We start from the raw sequence: 24,999 nt of genomic DNA on the forward strand, positions 1-24,999 counted from the left end.
CAGTATTTGCATGAAAAGCGGAACACTAATGAAAAAACTTGTAAAAGAAATCGTCTGCGTCACGCGCGGCAAGGCGCTGGGGATCGCGCTGACGGCGGGGGCGCTGGGGCTGCCGCAGTTGGGATGGGCCGTTCAGTGCAATACGACCACCGGTTCCCCGACTACCTACAATTTTAATTATACGATCGCCTCAAGCCAGAACTATGCCGGTTATGAAACCGGCTGGCGGAATGAAAGCGCTTCAGGCTCCTCGTCGATCGGCGGCGGATGTAAAGGCGGTCCCGATACCTATTTCACCTCAAAGGTCGGCCCGTCGCTGACCTTCGCCGTCGCCGAAGGCGATACCAAATGGTACGACATCAGCGGCAATGATTATCTGCAAGTCGCCTCGCAGATCGCCATCAATAACGTCAATCTGGGACAACTTCAGTACCAGTATGTGCCGTTCACCGACGTCAATAATTACTGTAACGGCCGCTGCGGTACAACCCTGGCCAGCGGCAGCAAGGTACGGGTCAACTTTCGCATCAAACGTCCTTTCGTCGGTATCACGACGATATCCTCCATTCCGATTTTTTATCTGTACGCCAATCAGGGCGGCGCGGGGCAGGGAACCGGCAGCCCGCTGGCCGTAGGCTATTTGAGCGGTACGGTCACGGTGCCGCAAAGCTGTGAGCTGAATGCCGGCCAGATCATCAGTATTGATTTCGGCAGCGTGTCCGCCGGCGCGTTCAAAACCGTCGGTCAAAAAGCGGAGGGCGTCACGCCCGTCAGCCGTAGCATCGGTATTCAGTGCAAGGGTATTGAAGCGCAGACCAGCCTGTCGCTGCGCGTGCAGGCCGATACGGTGAAAGACAATATGATCGTGTCCGACAACGCCGATATCGGCTTCATCATCACCGACGGCGACAACAATCCGTTGACGCCCAACACCCTGTCGAGCGTGATCCCGTTCGTCCTTGACGATGCCGCCAGCGCCAATGTCAGGATAGGCGCTTATCCGGTCAGCGTCACCGGCAAGACGCCGCAGGTCGGACTGGCGACAGGTAAAGGCTATTTGCGCGTCGACTTTTACTAGCAGGAGGAAATCAGGTGACTGCTTCTTTATCTCTCCATTCGACCGCCCGCGCAGCCGGGCGTCGCGGCTTGAAATTCGGCGTTGGCCTGCTGCTCGTCATACTGGCGCCGTCCGCGCTGGCGGATTTGGGGCTGAGCAATGTGCAGTTGACCGTCACGGTGCTTGCCAACAGTTGCGTCGTCAGCCAGGACAGCGTGAACAAAACCGTGGATCTGGGGAACTGGGCCAGCAAGCAATTTATCGGCGCGCAGCAAAGCCCGTACCCGACTCGCTTCCAGATTACCCTGGAGGACTGCGGCGCGGCGACGACCGGCGTACAAGTCACTTTTACCGGCACGCAAGACGCCAACGATAGCACGCTGCTGGCGCTCAATAGCGACAGTACGGCCGCGAATGTCGCGGTGGCGATTTTGGATAAAGATCGCAATCGCATTGCTATCGGTCAGCCGAGCGAAGTTTACGCGCTGACCGCCGGCGGCGGTAATCAACCCTTGACGTTCTACGGGCAGTACGTGCGAACCGGCGCCGCCGTGACGCCCGGCTCGGCCAATGCCGACGCCACTTTTACACTGAGTTACCAGTAACCGCGGGACAGTAAACCAGCAGGCGCCATGCCAAGGCGGAGTAGTTATGCAAAGAGCAGTAATAACGTTAATCGGATTGAGAGTAAAAGAACAGTGGCGGCTAATGCTGGCCGTATTCTGTTTTTTGGCCGCGCAGCACGCCCTGGCGATCCAGTGCAATACCGCGGCCGGTACGCCCGTGAATTATGATTTCAATTTTCAGTTCGCCTCGCAGCAAAACTATGTCGGCTATACCACCGGCTGGAACCAAAAAACAGACAGCGGTTCGTATACCATTAGCGGCGGATGTAATAATAGAGATACCGTCTATTATACCGCCCAGCCGGGATCCTCCCTGAGCTTCTCTTTTTCCGACGGCTCCGCTAACTGGTACGACATTATCGGCAATGATTATTTGCAGGTCGCCTCGCAGATCTACGTGTATAACGCATCGGGCGGCAGTAGCTATCACAATGTTCCCTTTGTCGATTTATCCAATAACTGTAACGGCCGCTGCGGCGGCATGGCGACCACCGGCAGCCGGGTACAGGTGAGTTTCCGCATTAAACGCAAATTCGTCGGCGTGACGACGCTGCCGCTAATGCCCATCTTCGCTGTGTACGGCAATCAAGGCAGCCTGGGGCAGGGAACCGGATCCCCTCTGGTGCAAGGTTTTTTGAGCGGTACGATGACGGTGCCGCAAAGCTGTACGCTGAATGCGGGGCAAGTGATCTCCATCGATTTCGGCAATATTTCCACCGGCGCATTCAGCACGGCCGGAAGCAAGCCTGACGGCGTGAAAGCGGCCACCCGGACGATCGGCATCGCCTGTAACGGCATTGAGGCTCAGACCAACCTGTCGCTGCGCGTTCAGGCGGATACGGCGTCCGGGAATGCGATTGTCTCCGATAACAGCGATGTCGGCTTCGTCGTGACCGACAGCAGCAGTCGCCCGCTGACGCCTAACGACCTCTCCAGCGTGCTGCCCTTTACGCTGGATGACAACGCCAGCGCCAACGTGACGATCACCGCTTACCCGGTCAGCGTAACGGGCAATACGCCAGAGGCGGGCGTCGTGAGCGCGCTGGCCTATCTGCGCGTCGACTTTGACTGATGGAGGCGTCACGATGATATTGTCTGCTATTTGGCGCCGTCGGGCGTCGGCCAAGCATCTGGCATTGGCGGCCGGGTTGTGGGGCGGTTTGTTTTCCGCACACGCGGAACTGGGATCAACGAATATGCGGCTCACCGCGACACTGGTGTCGAACAGTTGTGCGGTCAGCGTGGCTTCGCAGGAGCAAACCGTCAATATGGGAACGCTGGCCGCAAAGCAGTTCAGCGCAGGTAAAGCGGGGGCGGATCCGGTCAGGTTTGCCGTCAATCTTGAACGCTGCGGTTCGGCGGTGTCTTCGGTTTCCGCCACGTTTTCCGGTACGGCGGATGCGAACGACTCGACGCTGTTGGCGTTGAATAGCGAAAGCACCGCCGCGCATGTCGGTATCGCGATTCTGGATAAAGATCGCAATCGTATTCCGCTTGGCGGTGCGAGCGAGCAATACCCGTTGACCGCCGGCGTCAGCAATGCGCAACTGGTGTTCTACGGCCAGTATGTGGCGACGCAGGATAGCGTGACCGCCGGTTCCGCCAACGGCGACGCCACCTTTACGCTGACTTACCAGTAAAATTCCGTCCGCCGGCGGCCGCTAATAACCCTGTTTTTCAGCAAAATAGCCGCCGGGCGTAATTCCGAAGCGTTGACGAAAAACCGCGATATAGGCGCTGACGTTTTCGTAGCCGCAGGCCGTAGCGACGTTGCCGACGGGATCGCCTTTCGCCAATAGTTCCATGGAGCGCAACAGACGGGCTTGCTGACGCCAGTGCGCGAAATTGAGCCCCGTTTGCGCCAGAAAAAGCCGGCTCAGCGTTCGCGCGCTCAAGCCGCCATAATCGGCCCATTGCGACTGAGGGCGGGGATCGGCCGGATTTTCGAGTATTTCGCGCGCGACTTTCAGCGCCCGGTTATCCTGCGGCATCGGCAGATGCGACGGCGCCGTCGGGGCTGATGACAGTTCGTCGATGAGAACCTGAACCAGGCGCAGATGTTGTGCCGTTAATGAAGTCGCATTCAGGTTGGCGATACGTTCCACCAGCGCCTGCAATAGGCGATTTGCGCTGAAAATTTGCGGCGCGGTAGGGAGTTCCCGACAATATTCCGCCGTCAGATAGAGGATAAATCCCGTCATATGACCAAAAGCGCATGCCTGATGGGCGACATGCGGCGGAAACCAGCCAATACAACCCGGCGTCAACGCCCCTTGTTGAACCGGCGTCTCAAGCGTAATCATGCCCCGATTTAACCAGTAAAGCTGGCCGGCGTCATGCTGGTGCCAGGGCGTTAGGTGCTTTTTCGTATGTTCCAGTTTTTCGCTGCGGATAATCATTATGGCTTAAAATCATTATTTAATGTCAGAATATGGTTATTATGACAGACTTTGGTTGATTTAAGCTCTCTGTATTCACGCAACCAGGGAGACGAAAATGGGATATTCCGCAAAACGACATGTGTTGGCGGCATTACGCCAGATAATCACTTCGCCTGTTCATAACCCGGCATTAATGACCGAACTTTTCGATGCGGACTATGAGCAATGGGTAAATGGTAATTACTTATGTTATGAAGATTTTTTACATCACATGGCGTTGCTCAAGCAGGTTACGCGATCTATGACGCTGACAATTGTGGCTGTGGCGTCGCAAGGGGACGAAGTGCTGACGCACCATTTGGTGGACGTTGAAAAGCAAGATGGCGCTCGCAGTACAATACAGGTGCTGGCGCATTTTACGTTGAGAAACCAGCGCATCTATCGGTGCAGCGAGCTTACCCATCTGGTGAGCGGGGATCATCAGGATGCGGATTTAGGATCGCGAGTATCCGTATAGCGTCAGGGGTGCGACCCGCGTAGGCGCGTTGCGCCCCCTGACAACATCTATTGATTATCATTCACGACGACGGATTATTTTCCCGTTTGGCGTAAAACCCCGTCCGCCGGATACTCAAATTAGGGGTTATTCGCCGTCAATCCTGACCAGCGTGCGCCCCTGGATTTTATTCTGCAAAAGATTTGCGGCGGCGCGGGGCGCTTCTTGCAGGCTGATTTCGCTGGCGGCCTGCTGGTAAAAGCTCTCCGGCAGAATTTTCGCTAATCGACGCCAGACCTCGGCCCGACGATCAGCGGGGAGGAAGACGGAATCCACGCCCTGCAAACGGATGTTGCGCAGGATGAAAGGCATAACCGTGGTCGGCAGGTTGAATCCGCCCGCCAGGCCGCAGGCGGCGACGCAGCCGCCATAATTGGTCTGCGCCAGCACTTTCGCCAGCACGGCGTCGCCCACGGTATCCACCGCGCCCGCCCAAAGCTGTTTTTCCAGCGGTCGGGATTGCGCAAAATCGGCGCGCGGCAGAATTTCGCCGGCGCCGAGTCGGCGCAAATAGTCATGCGTCGCCTCACGGCCGGTTATCGCCGCCACGGAATAACCCAGCGCATGCAGCAAGGCGACGGCGGTGCTGCCCACGCCGCCGCTGGCGCCGGTCACCACGACCTTGCCGCTGTCCGGTTTTATGCCCGCGTCTTCCAGCGCCATGACGCAAAGCATGGCGGTAAAACCGGCGGTGCCGATTATCATGGCCTGTCGCTCATCCAGCCCTTCGGGCAACGGCGTCAGCCACTCGCCTTTGACGCAGGCTTGTCGCGCCAGACCGCCCCAGTGGGTTTCGCCCACGCCCCAGCCGGTTAAAATCACCGACTGGCCGGGGACAAAGCGAGGATCGTTGCTTTGGTTTACCCGACCGGAAAAATCAATGCCGGGGATCATCGGGAATTGGCGGATAATTTTTCCTTTACCGGTGATCGCCAGCGCGTCCTTGTAATTCAGGCCGGACCAGGCGACATCCACTAACACGTCGCCGTCCGCCATCGGGGGAAGCGTAATGTCTTTTACTTCAGCCAGGGTTTTATCGTCTTGTTGTTCGAGTACGAGAGCTTTCATTATTGCGCCTTTATGGTTAAGCGTTCCTTCCGGCCTGAAATGCCGCTTTCCGGCAGGGGCGGATAACGCGGTAATGAGTCACACACCACGTCCCGGTGGTGAAGAAGAGTTAGGGCTCGGAAAACGGTTTTTTTCATTTTCCCGATCGCAGGTGTTCTTTTTATCAATGCTTTGCAGAAAGAAAGACCAGAACTGCTCCAGCGGTTCCGCCGAGCGGAATAATTTCGCCCGCATAACGGCGCCTTCCCAGCCGGACCAAAAAATCCGCGCGAGCAAGGCCGGGGAGGTGGTCACGGCGAGCTGCCCGGCCCGTTGCGCTTCTTCCAGACATTGCGCAACGCGGTTTTCCCAGTCTTGCAGAATGGCTTTGAGCATGTCGGGGTAATCGTCAGGAAGCAGTGGAGATTCTTGCAGCAGATTGCCGACCAGACATCCGCGCTTAAAGTCATATTTCGCCATGGACAGCCCCGCATGGGCGACAAAGTCTTGCAGTCGTTGCAAAGGCGGCGACGGAGTATGCAGTAAAAACTTATCCAGCCGGTGAGCGAAAAATGAAGCGTAAGCCGTTAGCACCGCGCGACCGAACTCTTTTTTACTTTTGAAGTAATGATAAAAAGAGCCCTTCGGCACCGAAATATTTTTAATTATCGTCTCAATGCCGGCGGACAGATAGCCGGTCTCGGTAATCACTTCCAGACCGGAGCGAATCAATTCCTCACGCGTATCGGCGAAGCCGCGCGCCGTTTTCGGCGGTCGTCCCCGGCGCGGTTTCAGTTCGGAATGAGATTCGGCGTCCATGATTTAGACCGGTTGGTTTTTAATCATCAAAATCCTACGCTCAATCGCTGGCGCAGGCAAGCGGCCGAGATATCGTTTTCTGAAGGGAAGGTGCAACGCTATTCCGCGCCTTGTCGGGCGCGTGCTTCGACGTGGCATAAAATTATCTTTCTTTTCGCGCACGAAATAACACTGAACCTATATACCGTTATCCGTAAATTTGTGACTAACAGCCCCTTGTGAAGGGAAAAGGGCCGTCAGACGGCCCTGATTGATTAAGTCATGCGACAGCAAAATCCATTAAGGGTGGCTGTGCGTGGCGGGCGTCGGTTCCGCTTCGGTTACCGGCGCCGGCTGAGCATCCGGGGTTGTTGTCTGCTGAGCGTTATCTTTGCTGATGCTGTCTTTGATCGCCTGGGTCTGTTTTTGCGCTTCGGTGGAAAGATTTTGCGCGCCGCTGATGGCGTTATCCTTGATATCTTTTGCCTGCTCGACGATTTGGTCGCTCTGCTGTTTGGCCTGTTCTTTGATGTCGCCGGCCTTCGCTTTCGCCTCTTCGGTAATGGCCTTGGCGCGTTGATCGGCTTCATTTTTAATCGCCGCGGATTCCGACTTGAGCTGGTCGATATGCGTGGACGCATCTTTCTTCAATTCATCGGCTTTCTGCTTCGCCGCGTCCGTGAGCTGATCGGCCTTGCTATCGGCGGCTTCTTTGATTTGCTGCGCGTTATCTTTCGCTTTATCCAGTTGCGCATCCACTTTGGAAGAGTCGTCACAGCCGGCGATAGCTAATCCGATCAGCGAAGCCAGCAGAACTTTATTCCATACTTTCATGATTCGTTTTCCTGAAAATTGATGAGATGTTAAAAATATGCAATGTAATCATTGCATTATACAGAAAAATGATAGTACAAATTTCAATGTTTGCCACCTTCTTACCCACGCCCGTTATTGTCCGGCGACAGGGCTGCGCGACAGCTTCGTAACGGGGGGGCGGCACGCCGAACGGGTCGTCAATATCACGCGAAAACGAACTGGTGATGAAACACGGCATACCTGACGACCGGCAGATAGCTGAAATATCAGCTCACACATTTTGGTTATCAATATCCTTAGCGATTTATAAAGTCGGGTTGCTTATTTAGCCTGACGCGGTATTTAAGTTCAGCCATGAACTGGATAATCTGGCGCAGGAATGGAAAAAATACGCGATAAAAATATGGGATGAAGAGGGCTCTGGAAAGGAATATAAAGCCGAAATGAATCAGTACAGTAATGAGTTTTATCATCATAGCTGAAATTCATCGGTCCATTTGATGGCGTCGCTCATGGTTTTAATCACCATCTTTTCAGAGATATTGAGCTGGGCGATCGCGGTGTTGGCCTCTTCCCAGCGTTGCTGCTCATATAATTGCGCAAGATTTAACAACGGGTATAGCATCCCTTCATGGCGAAGCAATGTATCCGTCACGATGTCGGATATCGTGACCTGCTTAAACAGTTCATCCAGCGGGATGTCGAGAATAATATCCAGCAAAGAGAAAAGGCCGCAAAGAAAAGCGTCTTGCGAGAGGTCGTACAGCTTGAAGTGCTCGGCAATCAGTTCACAGAATCGCCCTCTGACCAAACTGGTATGATAGAGCTCCGGCGTTTTTATATTATCCTTGTCTGCCAGGCAGGCAACGGAGACAAAGCGCCTCAGCTCATTTTTACCCAGATACATGGCAATGGCTTTGAAAGACAGCCGATTAACGTTATGACTACCGCCTGTTTTATATAAGGCGTTTTTAGCATAACGCATGATTTTATAAGAGAGCGACAAGTCACGCTTAATGATCATCTCTATTTTATTAAAGTCGGGCTTGTCTGAATTCACCTCAAGCATCAGTTGAAATGCGGAAATTTCATTGGGTGAGAGGCGCCGGTTTTTTATTAGCTCGGGTTTGCTGTAAAAATACCCTTGAAAAAGACCGAATCCCTGTCTTTTATATTTTTCAAATTCAACGTAGGTTTCAATTTTTTCGGCGAGAAAGGTAACATGCTGGAGTTTTTGTTTATGAGATTTTATATAGTTATCTATCTCGCTGAAAGTATTCATTCTGATATCGAACTTTATCAGGGTAATATAGGGAATGAATCTATCCCATTCGGCGCTTAAAGAAAAATCATCGAGCGCAATACGAAATCCGTTATGATGTAACCGTTTTATCGCTTTAAGCAAATGATCATCCGGTTCGGCATTTTCAAGTATTTCAATGACCACCTCCTCTCGCGGCAGCGCATCAGCCAGGCCCTGAATGATCATCTGGTAAGGAAAATTAATAAAAGAAGAATAGTTACCAACAAGCCGGGAGTGCGGCGTACAGAGAAATTGGTCGGATATCATCTGGGTTGTGGCGTATTCGTCTGAAACGGAAGGAAAAGTATTGTTAAGTCCGTTTCTGAAGAGCAGTTCATAAGCCACGGTATTCAGATTTCGGTCAAAAATAGGCTGTCGTGCAACAAAAGAATACATCATAAAAATCCTTGAATTAGTCTAAAGTCCATATAAGGGAAAAATCATTATCTAGATGCTTTTATTCTTTTAATAAATATTGCCGTCACTATAGTAGAACGAATTATATCGCCACATGTTGATGTTAATTACCTGCTGACTTCCGTTATATACCCTTAATCTTGCCAATTGCAAGTGCGCTGGCTTTATCCTCGTGCGTTCCCGTGTCTCGTTTATTTGACGCCGTTGCGCCGTGACAAACAGATAGGCCGGATGACATGCGTATTTGCCAGGTGTTACGCTGTCATCTTGCTTTGATTAGCGCGTAGCGCCAGCCGATGCGGGACAACGTTAATCCCAATGGAAAGAGGTCTTGGATAGAGGATATGCTTTTATTACTTGTTATCGTCGTACTGGTTATTTATGTCTGGCTGCGGCAACCGCAGTATGTTTCGCCGGAGGTGAAGCCGGATCAGGGAACGCCGAACTTTCGTGATGGCCGTTTTCATAACCAGATTGAACAACCGATCATAAGCCATAGCCAGAGTTATTTTATGCTGTGGTACCGCTTGCTGTTCGGTAAAGATCCCGGCGCGGTTCCCGCCTCTGTGATGCCGTCGCAAAAGACCGACCTGCATGCCCTGAGCATAACCGATAATGTGATTATCTGGATGGGACATTCCAGCTATTTTATTCAGATGGAAGGGCTGCGTTTTTTAGTCGATCCGGTATTCAGCCGCAGCGCATCGCCGGTACCCGGAACCAATGTCGCTTTCAGGGGCAGCAACATTTACGCGCCGGAGGATATCCCGGAGATTGATTATCTGCTGATTACGCACGATCACTGGGATCATCTGGATTATCCTACAGTCAAGGCGTTGCGCGGGAAAATCCGCCATATCGTCGCCCCGACGGGCGTGGGGTCGTATTTTGCCAGATGGGGATTCGCACGGGAAAAAATTACGCAGGGGGATTGGTTCAGCGTGGTGAAAAGGAATGACCTGACCATCCATATTCTGCCGACGCAGCATTTTTCCGGCCGCTTATTTAAACGTAATCGGACATTATGGGGATCTTTTGCGCTGATCACCGCGCGGCACCGTATTTATCTGGGGGGCGATAGCGGTTATGGCCCGCATTACAAAGAGATTGCCCGGCGTTTGGGCGGGTTTGATATCGCCATCGTCGAATGTGGTCAGTATGATCACGGCTGGCCGCATGTGCATATGACGCCGGAAGAAACCGCTCTGGCAGCCAGTGATTTGCGCGCGCAGGCGGTGTTGCCCGTTCACAACAGTAAATTCAAACTGGCGCATCATCGCTGGAACGACCCTTTGGAACGACTCTTTCAGGCCAGTCAACATCAGGCATGGCGATTAATGACCCCGCGTATCGGCGAATATGTCGCCATCGACGATGCGAGACAGACTTTTTCTCAGTGGTGGCGCCAGCCGTGATAGGCTCTTATCAGGGATATAAAGTACTGGGGTTATTAAATGAGACTATTAATCGTTGTTGATATGCAAAATGGCGTATTTGCCGCGCCGCGCTATGACAGGGAAGGTTGCGTCGGGCGGATCAATAAATTGATATCGCAGGCGGATCGGACGATATTCATTCAGCATATCGAAGGCGAAATGACGGAAGGCGGCGAGTTATGGCGGATTTTACCGGAGCTTGCGCAACCGGATGAAGCTATTTATGTGAATAAAACCGCGAGTGATGCTTTCTGGCATACCGAGCTGGAAAATGTTCTTCATCGGCTAAACGCCGATAACTTCGTCATCTGCGGTTGTGCGACGGATTATTGCCTGGACACGACAATCAAAGTCGGCGCCAGCAAAGGCTATGCCATTACCGTTGCTTCCGACGCTCATACCACCTCGAACCGAACCCATGCGACGGCTCAACAACTGATTGGTCAACATAATGAAGTCTGGGCAGAGCTGAGTCTGCCGGGAAATGCCATCCGGGTGAAGCCGACGGACGGGATTGTCGCTGAGTGGAAAAGCTGAATCGCCTGGCGTGCGGAAGCTGATTTCCCCCCGCGGCGGTGGACGCCATTTCAGCAGGTTTTTTCCTTCTATATCGCGCGGCTGCGACTCTGCCGGCGGCGCTATTTCGGCCAACCTTATTTAGCGTAATGATTCGACGGCGCCGGTTTTTCCGCGATGGGTAAATCGGCGCCGAAACTGTTTACCAAATGCGCATGAAATAGAATATAACGATCAATACACTCCATTTGATTAGATAAAGCTATCAAACTTTCGCATTTTATCGTTATTACCAATAATAGGCATAAACTTCTCTTCCTTTTCGCCGATAAGGGGTCGGGTAATAAACATTTGAAATGATTTCAGTTAGCACGAATGTACCTTCATTCGCCCTGAAGGTTAGCTGAAAAATAGTGTTGTTACCCATTTGCCCGGCGTTATTCCATCAGATGGATATCCCATCTTCATACACCCTATATTCCCCGTTTAACGCCGGGATAGCGCTATTCGCATTGTAGGTAAAAGTAAGACACACGAAGGAAGTGAAGGAATGAAAAATTACAGAATCGGGATTCGGTTGGCGATGGGATTTGGCATGCTTATCATCTTTTCACTGGTGATGCTGGCGTGCGGCGTCTATCAGCTTAACCAGATCGATCAGCAAACCCAACGAATGATGCAGGAGCCGCTGCGTAAGGAACGGCTGGTGACGGACTGGTATAACATTATCAATGCCAGCGTGCAGCGCACTATCGCCATTGCACGCAGTAACGATGACGCGTTATCCACGCTGTTCGCGGCGGACTATGTGGCCACCAGCAAGGGCGCCGGCGAGCGGCAGAGCGCGTTCGCCAATCTGATCTCCAGCGAGCGGGAACAGGCGTTATTCGACCAGTTGAACGAGATGCGCAAGAATTACCTCAAGGCGCGCGATTTGGTTATTACAACGAAATCGAGCGGCCAGTTGGAAAAGGCCGTAACGCTGTTTGAAAAGGATTTTCAACCGGCGACGCAGCGTTATCTGGCGTCATTGCAGGCGCTGCGCGACTTTCAGCGCGCCGCCATCGACCAACTGGGCGTGGATATTTCTCGCGCAGCCAGCAACGGCTTTCTGTTTCTGGGGGGGATCGGCCTGTTGATTTCGGTGGTCGGTTCGCTGCTGGCCTGGTTTCTTACCCGCAGCATCGTGCGGCCTCTGGAACATGCGGTGCATATCACTAACTCGGTGGCCGACGGCGATCTTACCCAGGATGTGCGTCCGGAAGGGCGGGATGAAACCGCGCTGTTGCTGCACGCCTTACGCAATATGACGCTGCGACTGCGCAATGTCGTGGGCGAGGTGCGTCAGGGGGCGGTCTCTATCGCCGGGGCGTCTTCGCAAATTTCCGCCGGCAACCTCGATCTCTCCAGCCGTACCGAAGAACAGTCCAGCGCATTGCAGCAGACGGCGGCCGCTATCGAGCAGTTGGCCTCCACCGTTCGCCAGAATGCGGACAACGCCAAACAGGCCAATCAGATGGCGCAGTCCACCGCCGGACAGGCTCAGTCGGGCGGACAGTTGGTGAACGAAGTGGTGCAGACCATGGGCGCCATCGACTCCTCATCGAAGAAGATTGTCGACATTATCGGCGTCATCGACAGCATCGCTTTCCAGACTAATATTCTGGCGCTTAACGCAGCGGTGGAAGCCGCGCGGGCGGGCGAGCAGGGCCGGGGATTCGCGGTGGTGGCCGGCGAAGTGCGTAGTCTGGCCCAGCGCAGCGCGTCGGCGGCCAAAGAGATTAAAGATCTGATCGCCCATTCGGTACAGACCGTTGAAACGGGCAATCGGCTGGTGGAACAGGCCGGCGCGTCCATTCTGGATATTGTCGGCGGCGTGCGCAAAGTCAGCGATTTGGTGAGTGAAATCAGCGCCGCCAGCCTGGAGCAATCATTGGGGATCGATCAGGTGAACGTGGCGGTGACCCAGATGGAACAGACGACCCTGCAAAACGCCGCGCTGGTCAACGAAGCGGCCTCGGCCACGCAGTCGCTGCAACAGCAGGCTGAACAGCTGGAGCAGGTGGTCAACGTATTTCGTCTGACGCAAGCGCAGTCATCGAACGCGTCGTCAGCGGCAGGCAAGCCGGCGTTATCCACGACCGCGCTGGAGCATAAATCCGCGCGGGACGGTGGTAAAACCGCGGCGTCCAATAAAGGGGATTGGACTTCGTTTTAATTTTCACGCTATACAGGCCGGCGGCGCGACCGCCGGCCATCTCTTTCGCCCGATAACCGTATCCCGCGCTCGATTAAAGAATATCCATTCCACCTACCGGCGTCTCAATCTTCCGGCAACAACCCCCAGATTATTATCATCGCAGCGGCCAGTTTTAGTCCCTATTTCACCGCCTGAGCGAAATTTCCGCTAACTTTCAGCGCCATTGAGCCGATAAACACTACACTTTTTGACGCTGGCTTTCGACGAGGTCAATCGCTGTTCCACCGCTTATTTCGCTGTGAAGGGCGGCTTCCCGCCGATTGGCGCCGTTAAAGATATTTGCGGCCGTCAAGGGTGGTTTGATCGGCGCGCCAGGTTTCATTTATTTGATCTTCAGGTAGGTAACTATGAATCCCCCGGCTCTTCACGCGGTACCCGCCCCCTGCGGGCGATGTAAAAATAGCGCTAACTTAGGTTTCGATTTCACCATGGCGTTTCAGCCGATAGTGGACTGCGCCGCCCGGCGTATTTTCGGCTACGAGGCGCTAGTACGCGGAACAAGTAATGAGTCGGCGTACAGCATTATTTCGCAGGTCAGCCAGGATAAGCTTTACGGATTCGACCAGCAGTGCCGTATCAAGGCGATTGCGTTGGCGGCCAAACTCCGGTTGTCCGGTATGCTCAGCATTAATTTTTTGCCTAATGCCATTTACCAGCCGGAGCGCTGTATTCGTTCCACGCTGGAAATGGCGCAAAGCAGTGGTTTTCCCGTCGAAAATATCATGTTTGAGTTTACAGAGACGGAGCAGGCCATCGACAACAAACATATTCAGCACATCGTCGCCTACTATAAAAGTCTCGGTTTTCACACCGCTATTGATGATTTTGGCGCCGGCTATTCCGGACTGAATCTGTTGGCGGACTTTCAGACCAATATCGTAAAGCTGGATATGGCGCTGATTCGCAATATCGATACAGATCCAACGCGGCAAATTATCGTGTCCAATACTATCCGCATGTTGAGAGAGCTGAATGTCGGCGTACTGGCGGAAGGGATTGAAACCCGGCAGGAGTATGCTTTTCTTGCCGGGCTGGGCATTGACTACGCGCAGGGATACTATTTCGCGCGGCCGGGGTTTGAATCGCTGCCGGAAGTCGATCTGGCGCTGATTTAGCGTAAACGGCCAGCGGATGGCTTTAACGCTTCCGGGTCTACGTCACGCGCGCTGCGCGTCTTAACGGTCTTCCGCGGCATAAACTACCTGTTAAAAAAATGGCGCGCGCCTGAGCGCAAGAAGTGAGTCAATAAGAGTGAAAATAGAGCGATAGCGGCAAAAAAGAACATGCCGTCCAGTCAAAATGAAAAAATGGTCAGCGCCTTAACGTCTGCATTAGGGTTTGCTTCCTTTACTGCGGACAGGAATCCAGCGAAATTACGATTAAAAAGTGTGAAGTTATGAACGAATGTCACCTCTTTTTCTGCGTCATGAGCAATATACCGCACTGACCATTTGCGTCTCCCGTTTATTTTGATGATATCAGGACTGACTCTTATTATTTTTGATAACGGAATTTTGTTAGTATATTGTTCTCTAACCTGATAAAAATAAAAACGGTCATAATAATAATCTTCTCTGTTGATGCCAAGTTTTTTCAGGATAAATGAGCTTTGAGATATTTTCTTCATTGTTTCATCATTGGCGGTAGATTCCTTTTTGTCACGAATCCGATAAAACAGACGAACCAAAAAAAAGAAAAACAGAAAAAGAACTATTATGTGCAATGATAAGGAAAAAGCATGCTGCATCAGATCTTGCCTCTTAAATTTGAACCGTTCCGCCAATGCGACTATTGAGAATAGGGTTGGCTATTTGCTGAGCTCTATCGGATTTCCCTGCCGCGATTCCGATACCATGGCCCAGTCGAAAAACATATTCAAGCATTTTGATGTCATCGTTTTTTCTGAACTGAGCGTGTATTAAGCCGGATAATTTTTATTGGGGGAATTTAACCATCGGCGCGACGGTGAGAGCTTCTGAATCTTTGGGCGACGTGCCACCGATATCGGCTACGATAAAATTTCTCGATCCCTACAAATACTTTGGCGGTGAACACCTCCGGGAAGCGATGCGACAGGGCCGCTCCTCGGCTGCGATTTTTGGAGACAATTTATGAATTAGCTCTCTTAGTTGGGGTAGGCTGCTTACTGTACTTCCAGCTTCTCGAGCAGGACGGTGGTTATCGTATGTTCGAGGGTTTTTGATCAATGACTGGCAGCCGCGCGAGATTGCAGGTACGCAGTCGTCGATGCCCCCAAATCACCACCAGCAACACGACAACTCCCGCGCAAAATGCCACAGTAAATCCGGCTCCTGCGCCGCCGATATCCACCACTTGACCGGATGTGGCTGCGCCAAAGGCCACGCCAACATTCAACCCGGCCAGCAGCCAAGTCATACCTTCAGTCAGTTGGTTTTCCGGCACTATGCGCTCAACGATAGACATGGCGACAATCATCGTGGGTGCGAAAAACAGGCCTGCAACGAACACGGCCGCGGCCAACAAGGGGATACTGCCGACCAGTAGTAAGGGCAATGTCGTTGCTGCGGTTGCCAATCCCCCCAATAGTAGCAAACGATGCAGTGGGGTTTTTAGTTTTATCGTGCCGAACAGAAGTCCGGCCAAGCAGGAACCTACCGCATAAGCAGAGAGAACTAAGCTGGCCGCAGCGGGCTGCCCGAGTTGCTCGGCAAACGCCACGCTGGTGATATCGACGGTGCCGACGATGACGCCCATCGCAACCAGCAACAATGTCAGCAAGCGCAGATCTGCCTGTTGAATAACGGATCCCGTGTGGACAGAGGTGGAGTCATGCGTTTCGATCTGCGGTTCGGTGGAACCTTGTACTACAAAGGAAAACACACCGGCGAGTAACAGTATTGCTGCAACCAAAGGCCCGGCCTGGGGAAATAACATCACGCTCAGACCGATCGAAAGTGGAGGGCCGGCAATAAAAGTGACCTCATCGAGGACGGTTTCCAAAGAGTAGGCGGTCTGTAGCCGTGGTTGACCCCGATGGATAGCAGTCCAACGAGCTCGTACCATCGCGGACATGCTGGGCATAAAGCCAGCGAGAAAGGCACCGATAAATAATGTCCAGTCTGGAGTTTGCCACCAGGAACTGATGAGCAAAGCGAATATGCCAAGGGCGCTAGTTGCTGCTGTTACAGGCAGTATTCGTCTTTGCCCGTATCTATCGACAAGACGTGATATCTGCGGAGACAATAACGCGTAGGTCAACACAAAGGTAGCAGAGACGGTTCCCGCCAGCGTGTAACTACCACGTAATTGAGACAACATTGTGATGATGCCGATCCCTGTCATTGGCAATGAAATGCGAGCAACAAGACTCGCCACGGAGAAGGCGATAGTGCCAGGAGTGCTAAATAGCTCGCGGTATGGGTTATCCATATTAAGTACTCCATCAGGAATTCTTTCTGTTCAATAAGAGGCTGATAGATATTTTAAATATCCAATCAGAATATCGATGAGAATGAAAAACTATTATTTTCACGTTTATGTCGTATGGCTCTTGACGTTTTTTAACATTGTCACGGCAAGAACAGCCAAAATAGAAACGCCGATGGAACTCACAATGGCCACCATTTTGAATCCAATAGTAAAGGCGCCTTTCGCATCCATAATTATTTCGGGAGTCAAGTTTGCAGCGACTGCTAAGGCAGCCCATAAACTATCTGTTACCGCAGTGTATTGCTCATCTGACAGGGAACTTGGCGTTAATTCGAGCATTTCTCGGCGATAAATGCTTGTTGCCATACTGCCGAGTATGGCAATTCCGAGTGATATCCCCAGATCTTGTACTGTCTCGGATATAGCTGATGCAGAGCCTGCTCTTTCTGCCGGTGCTGATCCAACGACAAGATCGGTACCCAGGGCCGCGATGGTACCAAGGCCTAAATAGGCTAAAGAGAAACCGGAAACTACAATTCCAACGCCAGTATGACTTGCATTGACTTGGCTTAGCATCAAGTAGCCAATAACTGATAAACTTAACGAACCCGCTACGACAAAGCCTGGACGAATACGTCTTGAGAGGATAGGGGATCCGATTCCAGCTATTACCATCGCCAATGCAGGCGGCCCCATCCAAAGTCCTGCTATGAATGGTGAGTATCCCACAACCATTTGCAGATATTGAGTAACAAGAAGCATGGTTCCACCGACGGCTATAAGGCCGAACAGCAACACTATCAAGGCAACAGAAAAAGCACGATTTTTAAATAAAGCCATATCGAGCAATGGGTCATGCAGTCTTCGCTGTCGATAAATAAAGATGAATCCGAAACTCAGTCCTATAGTGATGATAATAATGTCATTTGACGTTACCCCATATTGGGCGAGATTCTTTAAGCCATAGATAATCATTAGAATGGATATGAGAGAGAGAACTACACTATAAAGATCAATTTTTCCTGCGTGAGGATCACGGTATTCTGGCAATAAAAATGGCGCGAGAATAAGTAACAAAGCAACAATAGGAACCGCGACTAAGAAGGCCGCGCCCCACCAGAAATATTTCAGTAATAAGCCTCCCACCACAGGCCCAATAGCCATACCTAACGCAAACATTGTCGCCCATACGCCGATTGCAAGCGCCCGTTGGCGTGGATGACTAAACATATTACTTATAAGCGCCAGGGTCGATGGCATGAGCGTTGCGCCCGCTATCCCTAGTGCCGCTCGCGCCAAAATCAGCATCGTCGCACTGGTCGAAAAAGCCGCGCCTACCGAGGCCGCCACGAAGGCTCCGGCACCGATCATCAGGAGCTTACGACGGCCGATGCGATCGCCTAGCGTACCCATCGTTATCAGGAAACCAGCAATCATGAATCCATAGGCGTCCATAATCCATAACGCCTGTGTACTGGTTGGTTGTAAATCTGCGGCCAGAGCAGGAAGGGCCAGGTGAACAAGCGTAAGGTCAAGCCCAAGCAATATGGTAGGTAAGGCTAATAGCGCCAAACCTGCCCATTCGCGAATACTTGCAGCAGATGAATTTTCAGCCTTAGTCAGTTTAGCGCTCGAGGTTTTTAGATCTCGTTGAGAAATCATTATTTATCCCCCGATAAGAAAAAGTCTTTTAGAAGAGAGATAAACTCATCGGGACGTTCTATATGCGCAAGGTGACCAGTATCTAATTCCACATAACGAGAACCTGAAATAGCGGCTACCACAGTTTTTGCATAAGATGAAGGCGCTCGGTGATCATGAGCCCCAATAATAAACGCAGGCTTAGACAGTCTGATTGCTGCGTCTTGGACATCAATAGAGATATCAGGCGCTATCTGGCGGGTCATCCCTTCGTCATTGTGGAACGCCTTGTGTGCCGCCGGCTCGGATGCCAGAACTCGCTCGGCGGCTTGCTTGAGGCGTTCTGGATCGATGGCGCTTGGAAGCCGTTTATGTAGAGCTACGGTAAATTGATGGCTGTTTTCATTACGACCAGTTTCAACCCAGATATCCATTGCATATGGGCTTAGCTCGCCTTCATAAGATGAGACAGTGATGATTTCTGTAGCGCTGTTCATAGTCCATGTTCCTTGTAAATTGAGGAATAGAGCTTATGAGGACGGCAGAAAGGCCCGATCTAAACCGTCACCGGACATTTTTCACACGAGATGCTCGGTATGATTAAGTGTCATTTAATGACAAAAGTTTTTATGAATCAAATAACATTAAATGCTATTTATATGCATTGTACCAATGTCTTGATGAGACTAGAGTTATTGGGTTTGATTTTTATTGCCGGGTAAGAGTAGAGGGGCGAGCGCGTGACAGACAAAAAAGAAGTGAGTCGCCGTGAACGTAAGAAAATTCAGCTCCGTGATGCCTTGATAACGGCATCTTATGAGCTGTTTGCCGAAAAAGGTTTTGATGAGACCCGAATTGAGGATATCACTGAAAAGGTTGATGTTTCTACCCGAACGTTCTTTCGCTATTTTGCAGCAAAAGAAGATGTTGTTCTTGACTATCAAGAAGCTGAACACAAGGATTTTATTGCAGCGCTCATTAGTCGCCCTGCGCATGAGCCAATCTTGACCGCGCTTAGGCATTCTGCCGTTCAGGTCGTAAAAGGGTGTGAAGCGGGTTCCTATGGATTTGATGCACATCGATTCATCACTTTGCAGGAACTGTTAAGGAGCCATCCTTTGGTTCGCGCCAAAAACCTTCAAAATGGTGAAAGCAGAAGAAATTCAATCATTTCGTTGATCGCTCAACGTATCGGCGTTGATGCTGACGTTGATATTCGACCAAACGTTATTGTTGGCGTTTTGGATTATGCCCATTGGGCTGCTCATGATATCTGGAAGAAGCGTAATTCCCCTTCAGCACTTTATTCTGATGTTTTAAATGAAGTTTTCTTGATTATTGAGAATGGGCTCAATATCCCTGCGAAACAGCCTTCCCAAGAACAGACAATGTAGAGAAAGCCGATCCTGAATTGTCTGGATCTGCTTTTTTTCTACTCGTTAATTATGGATGGTTCCGATTCGGTGGCTGTAAACGTTGTTTTGTTTACCCATTCGTAGGGGGGGAGATATGCCTTCCTGCGCGCATCCAGATAACCCGACCACCACCGCATCATCGCTTTACGGGCTTCAAGATGGATAGGTCGCCGCACGCTATTGCGTTCCTGGTGGCTCATCTGACGCTCAACGACATTCTGCGACCACTGGCCGGATTTCATCAAGGCGCTACAGGTCATCGTCCGGAATCCGTGATCGCTGACATCCGTTTTGGTGTCATAACCCATCAGACGCAGCGCCTTATTGACCGTGTTTGCACTCATCGGTTTATACGGATTATGGTCACCGGGAAACACCGGTTCCAAATGGCCTGAATCGGACAGTTTTATGGGGGTAACGAGAGGTTTTAACTTGCGGATTTTTGAGTCGTTAAGAGATATTTAGGGGTCATTCCGTCATCGAACCAACCTGACCCCAAATCTGACCACCATTTTTCCCCGATGCGGAGGGAAAACCAGAAACGCATCGGGAAGGTTTTTCACGCTAACCTGTTGAATCAATGTACAAATAGGGATTCGCAAGGATGCATGAAAACAAGTAAATGGCTCCTCTGACTGGACTCGAACCAGTGACATACGGATTAACAGTCCGCCGTTCTACCGACTGAACTACAGAGGAATCGTGTGAACGGGGCGCATCATAGCGAGGCGCCGTGCGCATGTCAAAGGCGGAAACCACAAATTCCGTCTGTTTGGCGAGAGAATGTGCAAGTTGCTGCAATTCTGAGTTATATCGGTGTTTTACCGTGGATTTTTACTGTCGTCGGCGAAGGGGCGCAGGAATTTTTCATGCCGTGACGGGCCTAATGCCGGCCAGGGAAGTGAAGGGCAGCGGATGCCGCCCCTGGGATTATTGATCGGCCAGCACGAACATGCCGTAAGGGTGAATCTGTAAATAGTAGCAATCGCCGGGATTGGGTTGGAGCTGTGTGGCGTTGACCTGTAACAACAATGACTGGCCGTGCCACTCGACCAGCACTTCGTATTGCGGCCCCATGTACGCGACTTGGGTGATGGTACAGCGCTGGCTGTCCTCTCCTTGCTGACCAAGGGTGATGGCTTCCGGCCGGACGCCGACGGTGCATTCGGTCAGTCCCGCGGCAAAGCCTGCGGGACGCGGCAGTTTATAGCCGTAAATGTCTACGCTGTCCTGAGAAAGCTTCGCCGGGAAGATATTGGCATCGCCCATAAAACTCGCCATAAAGTGCGATGCCGGCTGGCGATAGAGTTCCTGCGGCGCGCCGAGTTGCATTATTTTACCTTTGTTCATCACCAAAACCATATCGGAAACCGCAAAGGCTTCGCTTTGATCGTGGGTCACATACAGCGAGGTGATATTGAACTGTTGTTGCAGCTCACGGATTTTCTCGCGCATGCTGCGTCGCAAGTTGGCATCCAGGTTACTTAACGGCTCGTCAAACAGCAGAACTTTGGGCTTGAGGATTAACGCGCGGGCCAGCGCTACGCGCTGTTGCTGGCCGCCGGAGATCTGATCCACAAAGCGATCTTCGAACCCGTCCAGATCAACCAACGCCAGCGCTTCTTTGACCCGCCGATTAATTTCCGCCTTCGGGCGTCCGAGCATTCTCAGTCCGTAGCCAATATTTTCCCCCAGCGACATATGCGGAAAAAGGGCGTAGGACTGAAACACCATACAGATGTCGCGCTGCTGAATCGAACGTTCGGTTACATCTTCGTCGTCGATCAGGATGCGGCCTTCCGTCGGTTTTTCCAGCCCGGCGACCAGGCGAAGTACGGTGGTTTTGCCGCAGCCGGAGGGGCCGAGCAGCGTGACCATTTTTCCTTGCGGAATGGCCAGATTGAGGTCGTCAATAACGGTATTGCGGCCGAAGCGCTTGGTGACGTGCTTCAGTTCAACAAAGTTCTTATCGCGGGCGCCCTGTGGGTCGGCATTAAAAGAGGTTCCCGGTGTTTTTGGCTTTTCAGTATTCAAGGTAATTACTCCGCTTGGTCGCTGTTCTGGGCTTTGGAGCGGGAAACCCGCGCTTCGCCGACCAGGTAGTCAAACAGGAAAATAATGGCCAGCATGACCATGATGAGAATTGAGCCGTAGGCAATCGCCATACCGTATTCGCCGTCCTCCACCCGGTTAAGAATGTAGGCGGTCGCCACGCGGGTATCCGGCGTCACCAGGAAGACAATGGCGCTGACGGTGGTAATGGCGCGTACAAAGCTGTAAATCAGCGCCGACAGGATCGCCGGGCGCAGCAGCGGCAGCAGGATGTAAAAGATGGTGCGCATGGAACCGGCGCGCAGGCTGAGCGAGGCTTCATCCAGCGATTTATCCAACTGGCCCAAACCGGCGATGCCGGCGCGGATGCCTACCGGCACGTTACGCATTACCATCGAAATAATGATGATGGCGGCGGTTCCCGTCAGGTATATCGGCGCATCGTTAAAGGCCAGAATATAGGATACCCCGGCCACGGTTCCCGGTACGGCGAAACACAGCATGGTCGTGAACTCGATGGTTTTTTTGCCATGAAACTGCTGGCGCACCACGATATAGGCGATAAGCAGTCCCAGCATGGCGGTAATCGGCGCGGCGATACCGGCGAACAACAGGGTGTCGAGCATCGACGGCCAGGCGCCGTCGCTGAAACCTTGCCCGAACAGCTTGATAAAGTTGTTCAGCGTCAGGGTATAGTCGACGCCCCAGTTCACGGTGAAGCTGCCGTAGAAAATGCTGCCGTACAGCAGGAAATTAAAGGCAATCCAGATATAAAGCAGAATGCTGACGATCCACACCAGCGAGACCGGCAGCGGCTGCACATCGCCCCGATAGGATTTGCCGGAGATGGTGACGTAGGAGCGTTTGCCAATCCATAAATATTGAATACAGAACACCAACAGCGAGAACAACAGCAGGATCACCCCCAGCGTGCTGGCCGCCTGATAATCCAACTGGGCGCCGACGATATAGAAATAGATCTGGGTGGCGAGAACATCAAAGTTGCCGCCCAGCACCAGCGGGTTGCTGAAATCCGCCAGGGATTGCACGATAACGATCAGAAACGAGTTGGCCAGAGCCGGCTTCAGCAGCGGCAGGAATACCCGCTGAAACGTTTGCCAGCGGTTGGCGCGCAGCGTGTAAGAGGCTTCCTCCAGCGACGGATGAATGGTTTTAATCGCGCCTTCTAGGATCATGAAGGACATCGGGGTAAAGGCCAGCACCTGCGCCAGCCAGATGCCGGTGAAGCCATAGAGCCAGTTGGTATTGGTCAAGCCGAACCAGGCGACCATCAGTTCGGTGACATAGCCGGAACGGCCCATCATCAGGGTTACGCCCAGCCCGACCACGAACGGCGGCGTGACGATCGGCAGGATGGAGAATACCCGGCCGATGATAGCGGAGCGCCGGGCGATGCGCGAAGTGTAAATCGCCAGCACCATACCGAAAAACGTACAGCCGACGCCTACCGCGGCCGCCAGCATGAACGAGTTCCAGATCACCTGTAAAATATGGGCCTGTCCCAGAATCTGCATAAACAGCAGCGGGGCAAATTCACCGCTGTCGTTGGTGAACATCGGAATGAAGATGGCGATGCTGGGGTAAAGAATAAATGCGCCGATCAGCACAATGATACTAACCAGCGAGCCGATCACGAACCGATCGCCGCCTAACCAGTCAAGCCGCGATAGCGACAGGGTGATAATGGCGCCAAGCGCGATGAACAGCGGGATGGCGGCATAACCCATGCCTCGTCCTGCCAGCGTGGCGCTGATCAGCACGAAAACGGCGCAGAACAACGCGTAGGCGGCATCGAAGCGGTGTCTGCCGGGGCGTTCCCGCCCGGCGGCGACCGGCGGGCGACATAACAGCGCCATAGGCAGCAAAAACCATAGCAGGCTGATATTCAGATTGGACCAACTGTAAGCGGCCAGCAGCTCATCGCGCGTGACGTCAAACAGGCCGTAGTCCAGGCTCCAGGCGGGCAGCAGCAGAAAGGCGGTGGCTATCAACGACAGCCACAGAAAGATGGGATCGCGTTTGCGCGGCGGCGCGAGCGTTAAGGTGTGTGACATGATGGATTCCCTGGTATTGTCATCATTCATTAAGTGAGTCGTGAGATTGTTATACGTATTCAATGGCATCGGGTCGGCGGATAAGCCGCATGTCGCCATCCCGCCGTTGCAGGCTCATCCGCCGGATTATTTACCCGATAAACGACTACTTACCCATTTTGACTTCGTTAACCCATTTAGAAATCAGTTCCTTACGCACATCCGCCGCGCCGTATTTGTCCATGTCGTAATTAATCAGTTTCAGATCTTGCAGTTTCAGCGACAGCGGAGAAGTCTCGGCGGTGGTATTGGTCAGGATCTGGTAGGACTGACCTTTCTTCCAGGCGAGTTCCTGCGCTTCTTTCGACAGCGCCCAGTCCACGAACAGCTTGGCGTTGTCCAGATTACGGGCGCCTTTCAGAATGCTGACGCCGCCGATTTCATAACCGGTGCCTTCACAGGGGGAAACCAGCGTCAACGGCGCGCCTTTCTCTTTTTCCAGCGAGTAGTCATGTAGAAAGCCGATGCCGATGGCGGTTTCGCCGCGGGCGGCGTTGCGCGCCGGAGCGATGCCGGATTTGGTGTATTGCGAAACGTTGGCGTTGAGTTTTTTCAGGTAATCAAAGGCCTGATCCTCTCCCCATAGCTGTGAGAAGGTCGCCAGCGCGGTATAGGCGGTGCCGGAGCTCTGCGGATCGGCTATCTGGATTTCGCCTTTGTAAATCGGGTCGGTCAAGTCCTTCCAGCATTGCGGCACCGGCAGATTTTTCTCTTTCAGGCGATTGGTGTTGACGCCGAAGCCCAGAATGCCCACATACACGGCGGAGGAGTAGTTGCCCTTGCGTTTGGCCGGATCGCGGAACTGCGGCATGATCTGCTCAAGATTGGCGGACTGGTAAGGTTCAAGCAGATCCATTTCGCCCGCCTGAGACTGCGGATCCAGCGTACCGCCGTACCAGACATCGGCCTGCGGGTTGCGCTTCTCCGCTTCGACCTTCGCCAGCGTACTGCCGGAACCATTGCGGATAAACGAGGTTCTGACGTCATATTTTTCGCCAAATGCTTTGGCTTCCTCCTCGCAGAAGGCGTTGGTGGCGCTACAGTAAATCACCAGCCGTCCGGCGGCCTGGGCGGAGGCAGAGACGGCGGCCAGCGTAATCCCGGCGGCGATTAGAGAGGTTAGGGTAGTGAGTTTCATTATTTTTCCTTCTCG

General features: G+C 52.5%; 22 protein-coding genes, 1 tRNA gene and 1 pseudogene. 10 read left to right on the forward strand and 14 right to left on the reverse strand.

Translation table 11 applies throughout. From position 1 onward, the window contains the following. Nucleotides 1-28: 28 nt before the first annotated feature. The 4 genes from ABRZ26_RS08725 to ABRZ26_RS08740 are packed head-to-tail and all read left to right on the forward strand — an operon-like array spanning nucleotide 29 to nucleotide 3,323. On the forward strand, nucleotides 29-1,078 hold the full coding sequence (locus ABRZ26_RS08725) for a fimbrial protein (protein WP_319603870.1): 1,050 nt from the start codon (nucleotides 29-31) through the stop codon (nucleotides 1,076-1,078). A 14-nt stretch (nucleotides 1,079-1,092) separates the two neighbouring features. Then, a complete protein-coding gene (locus ABRZ26_RS08730) occupies nucleotides 1,093-1,662 on the forward strand; it encodes a fimbrial protein (protein WP_319603871.1) in 570 nt (189 codons plus the stop codon). A gap of 46 nt (nucleotides 1,663-1,708) precedes the next feature. Then, on the forward strand, nucleotides 1,709-2,755 hold the full coding sequence (locus ABRZ26_RS08735) for a fimbrial protein (RefSeq protein ID WP_319603872.1): 1,047 nt from the start codon (nucleotides 1,709-1,711) through the stop codon (nucleotides 2,753-2,755). Between the two features lie 13 nt (nucleotides 2,756-2,768). Continuing rightward, nucleotides 2,769-3,323 carry a fimbrial protein gene (locus ABRZ26_RS08740; RefSeq protein WP_319603873.1) on the forward strand — a complete coding sequence of 185 codons (555 nt, stop codon included), beginning with the start codon at nucleotides 2,769-2,771 and terminating at the stop codon, nucleotides 3,321-3,323. Nucleotides 3,324-3,344: 21 nt separating this feature from the next. Here ABRZ26_RS08740 and ABRZ26_RS08745 read toward each other — a convergent pair whose 3' ends face one another. Continuing rightward, on the reverse strand, nucleotides 3,345-4,085 hold the full coding sequence (locus ABRZ26_RS08745; RefSeq protein WP_319603995.1) for a helix-turn-helix domain-containing protein: 741 nt from the start codon (nucleotides 4,083-4,085) through the stop codon (nucleotides 3,345-3,347). A 94-nt stretch (nucleotides 4,086-4,179) separates the two neighbouring features. Between ABRZ26_RS08745 and ABRZ26_RS08750 the strand changes: the two genes are divergently transcribed. Then, the gene (locus ABRZ26_RS08750; RefSeq protein WP_319603874.1) at nucleotides 4,180-4,581 is read left to right on the forward strand and encodes a nuclear transport factor 2 family protein; all 402 of its coding nucleotides are present in this window, start codon (nucleotides 4,180-4,182) and stop codon (nucleotides 4,579-4,581) included. 126 nt (nucleotides 4,582-4,707) lie between these two features. Here the strand turns inward: ABRZ26_RS08750 and acuI are convergent, their stop codons facing one another. From acuI to ABRZ26_RS08770, 4 genes are all read right to left on the reverse strand, one after another. Continuing rightward, nucleotides 4,708-5,688 (reverse strand): acrylyl-CoA reductase (NADPH), encoded by a 981-nt coding sequence (acuI, locus tag ABRZ26_RS08755; RefSeq protein ID WP_319603875.1) that lies wholly within the window; start codon nucleotides 5,686-5,688, stop codon nucleotides 4,708-4,710. Between the two features lie 78 nt (nucleotides 5,689-5,766). Next, nucleotides 5,767-6,486: an acrylate utilization transcriptional regulator AcuR gene (gene acuR, locus ABRZ26_RS08760; protein ID WP_319603876.1), complete on the reverse strand. Its 720-nt coding sequence runs from the start codon at nucleotides 6,484-6,486 to the stop codon at nucleotides 5,767-5,769. Between the two features lie 279 nt (nucleotides 6,487-6,765). Next, entirely contained in the window at nucleotides 6,766-7,299 is a 534-nt protein-coding gene (locus tag ABRZ26_RS08765) for an E3 ubiquitin--protein ligase (RefSeq protein ID WP_319603877.1), read from the reverse strand. A gap of 454 nt (nucleotides 7,300-7,753) precedes the next feature. Continuing rightward, nucleotides 7,754-8,983 carry an EAL and HDOD domain-containing protein gene (locus tag ABRZ26_RS08770; protein WP_319603878.1) on the reverse strand — a complete coding sequence of 410 codons (1,230 nt, stop codon included), beginning with the start codon at nucleotides 8,981-8,983 and terminating at the stop codon, nucleotides 7,754-7,756. A gap of 362 nt (nucleotides 8,984-9,345) precedes the next feature. Here ABRZ26_RS08770 and ABRZ26_RS08775 point away from each other — a divergent pair, with 362 nt between their 5' ends. From ABRZ26_RS08775 to ABRZ26_RS08790, 4 genes are all read left to right on the forward strand, one after another. Beyond that, a complete protein-coding gene (locus ABRZ26_RS08775) occupies nucleotides 9,346-10,416 on the forward strand; it encodes an MBL fold metallo-hydrolase (protein ID WP_319603879.1) in 1,071 nt (356 codons plus the stop codon). 39 nt (nucleotides 10,417-10,455) lie between these two features. Beyond that, on the forward strand, nucleotides 10,456-10,974 hold the full coding sequence (locus ABRZ26_RS08780; protein ID WP_319603880.1) for an isochorismatase family protein: 519 nt from the start codon (nucleotides 10,456-10,458) through the stop codon (nucleotides 10,972-10,974). A gap of 529 nt (nucleotides 10,975-11,503) precedes the next feature. Continuing rightward, nucleotides 11,504-13,171: a methyl-accepting chemotaxis protein gene (locus tag ABRZ26_RS08785; protein WP_319603881.1), complete on the forward strand. Its 1,668-nt coding sequence runs from the start codon at nucleotides 11,504-11,506 to the stop codon at nucleotides 13,169-13,171. Between the two features lie 389 nt (nucleotides 13,172-13,560). After that, entirely contained in the window at nucleotides 13,561-14,328 is a 768-nt protein-coding gene (locus tag ABRZ26_RS08790) for an EAL domain-containing protein (RefSeq protein ID WP_319603882.1), read from the forward strand. A 179-nt stretch (nucleotides 14,329-14,507) separates the two neighbouring features. Here ABRZ26_RS08790 and ABRZ26_RS08795 read toward each other — a convergent pair whose 3' ends face one another. The 4 genes from ABRZ26_RS08795 to ABRZ26_RS08810 form a co-directional block, all read right to left on the reverse strand. After that, nucleotides 14,508-14,960 (reverse strand): hypothetical protein, encoded by a 453-nt coding sequence (locus ABRZ26_RS08795; protein WP_319603883.1) that lies wholly within the window; start codon nucleotides 14,958-14,960, stop codon nucleotides 14,508-14,510. Between the two features lie 431 nt (nucleotides 14,961-15,391). Further along, nucleotides 15,392-16,624 carry an MFS transporter gene (locus ABRZ26_RS08800; RefSeq protein ID WP_319603884.1) on the reverse strand — a complete coding sequence of 411 codons (1,233 nt, stop codon included), beginning with the start codon at nucleotides 16,622-16,624 and terminating at the stop codon, nucleotides 15,392-15,394. A gap of 105 nt (nucleotides 16,625-16,729) precedes the next feature. Next, nucleotides 16,730-18,286, reverse strand: coding sequence for an MFS transporter (locus ABRZ26_RS08805; RefSeq protein ID WP_319603885.1), 1,557 nt, complete (start codon nucleotides 18,284-18,286; stop codon nucleotides 16,730-16,732). Then, nucleotides 18,286-18,762, reverse strand: a complete 477-nt coding sequence (locus ABRZ26_RS08810; RefSeq protein ID WP_319603886.1) for an alpha/beta fold hydrolase — start codon at nucleotides 18,760-18,762, stop codon at nucleotides 18,286-18,288. Before ABRZ26_RS08810 ends, ABRZ26_RS08805 begins: the two co-directional genes overlap by 1 nt. A gap of 243 nt (nucleotides 18,763-19,005) precedes the next feature. Here ABRZ26_RS08810 and ABRZ26_RS08815 point away from each other — a divergent pair, with 243 nt between their 5' ends. Further along, nucleotides 19,006-19,659: a TetR family transcriptional regulator gene (locus tag ABRZ26_RS08815; protein WP_319603887.1), complete on the forward strand. Its 654-nt coding sequence runs from the start codon at nucleotides 19,006-19,008 to the stop codon at nucleotides 19,657-19,659. Nucleotides 19,660-19,697: 38 nt separating this feature from the next. Here ABRZ26_RS08815 and ABRZ26_RS08820 read toward each other — a convergent pair. From ABRZ26_RS08820 to ABRZ26_RS08840, 5 genes and pseudogenes are all read right to left on the reverse strand, one after another. Further along, a pseudogene (locus tag ABRZ26_RS08820) lies at nucleotides 19,698-20,075 on the reverse strand (tyrosine-type recombinase/integrase); the annotation flags it as partial. 228 nt (nucleotides 20,076-20,303) lie between these two features. Continuing rightward, nucleotides 20,304-20,379, reverse strand: a tRNA-Asn gene (locus ABRZ26_RS08825). A gap of 231 nt (nucleotides 20,380-20,610) precedes the next feature. Continuing rightward, nucleotides 20,611-21,714 carry a ferric ABC transporter ATP-binding protein gene (fbpC, locus tag ABRZ26_RS08830; RefSeq protein ID WP_319603888.1) on the reverse strand — a complete coding sequence of 368 codons (1,104 nt, stop codon included), beginning with the start codon at nucleotides 21,712-21,714 and terminating at the stop codon, nucleotides 20,611-20,613. Between the two features lie 5 nt (nucleotides 21,715-21,719). Next, nucleotides 21,720-23,807 carry an ABC transporter permease gene (locus ABRZ26_RS08835; RefSeq protein WP_319603889.1) on the reverse strand — a complete coding sequence of 696 codons (2,088 nt, stop codon included), beginning with the start codon at nucleotides 23,805-23,807 and terminating at the stop codon, nucleotides 21,720-21,722. A 145-nt stretch (nucleotides 23,808-23,952) separates the two neighbouring features. After that, the gene (locus ABRZ26_RS08840; protein ID WP_319603890.1) at nucleotides 23,953-24,984 is read right to left on the reverse strand and encodes an ABC transporter substrate-binding protein; all 1,032 of its coding nucleotides are present in this window, start codon (nucleotides 24,982-24,984) and stop codon (nucleotides 23,953-23,955) included. Nucleotides 24,985-24,999: the final 15 nt, after the last annotated feature.

It is taken from the genome of Brenneria sp. L4-2C, from assembly GCF_040240335.1.
Lineage (GTDB): Bacteria > Pseudomonadota > Gammaproteobacteria > Enterobacterales > Enterobacteriaceae > Brenneria.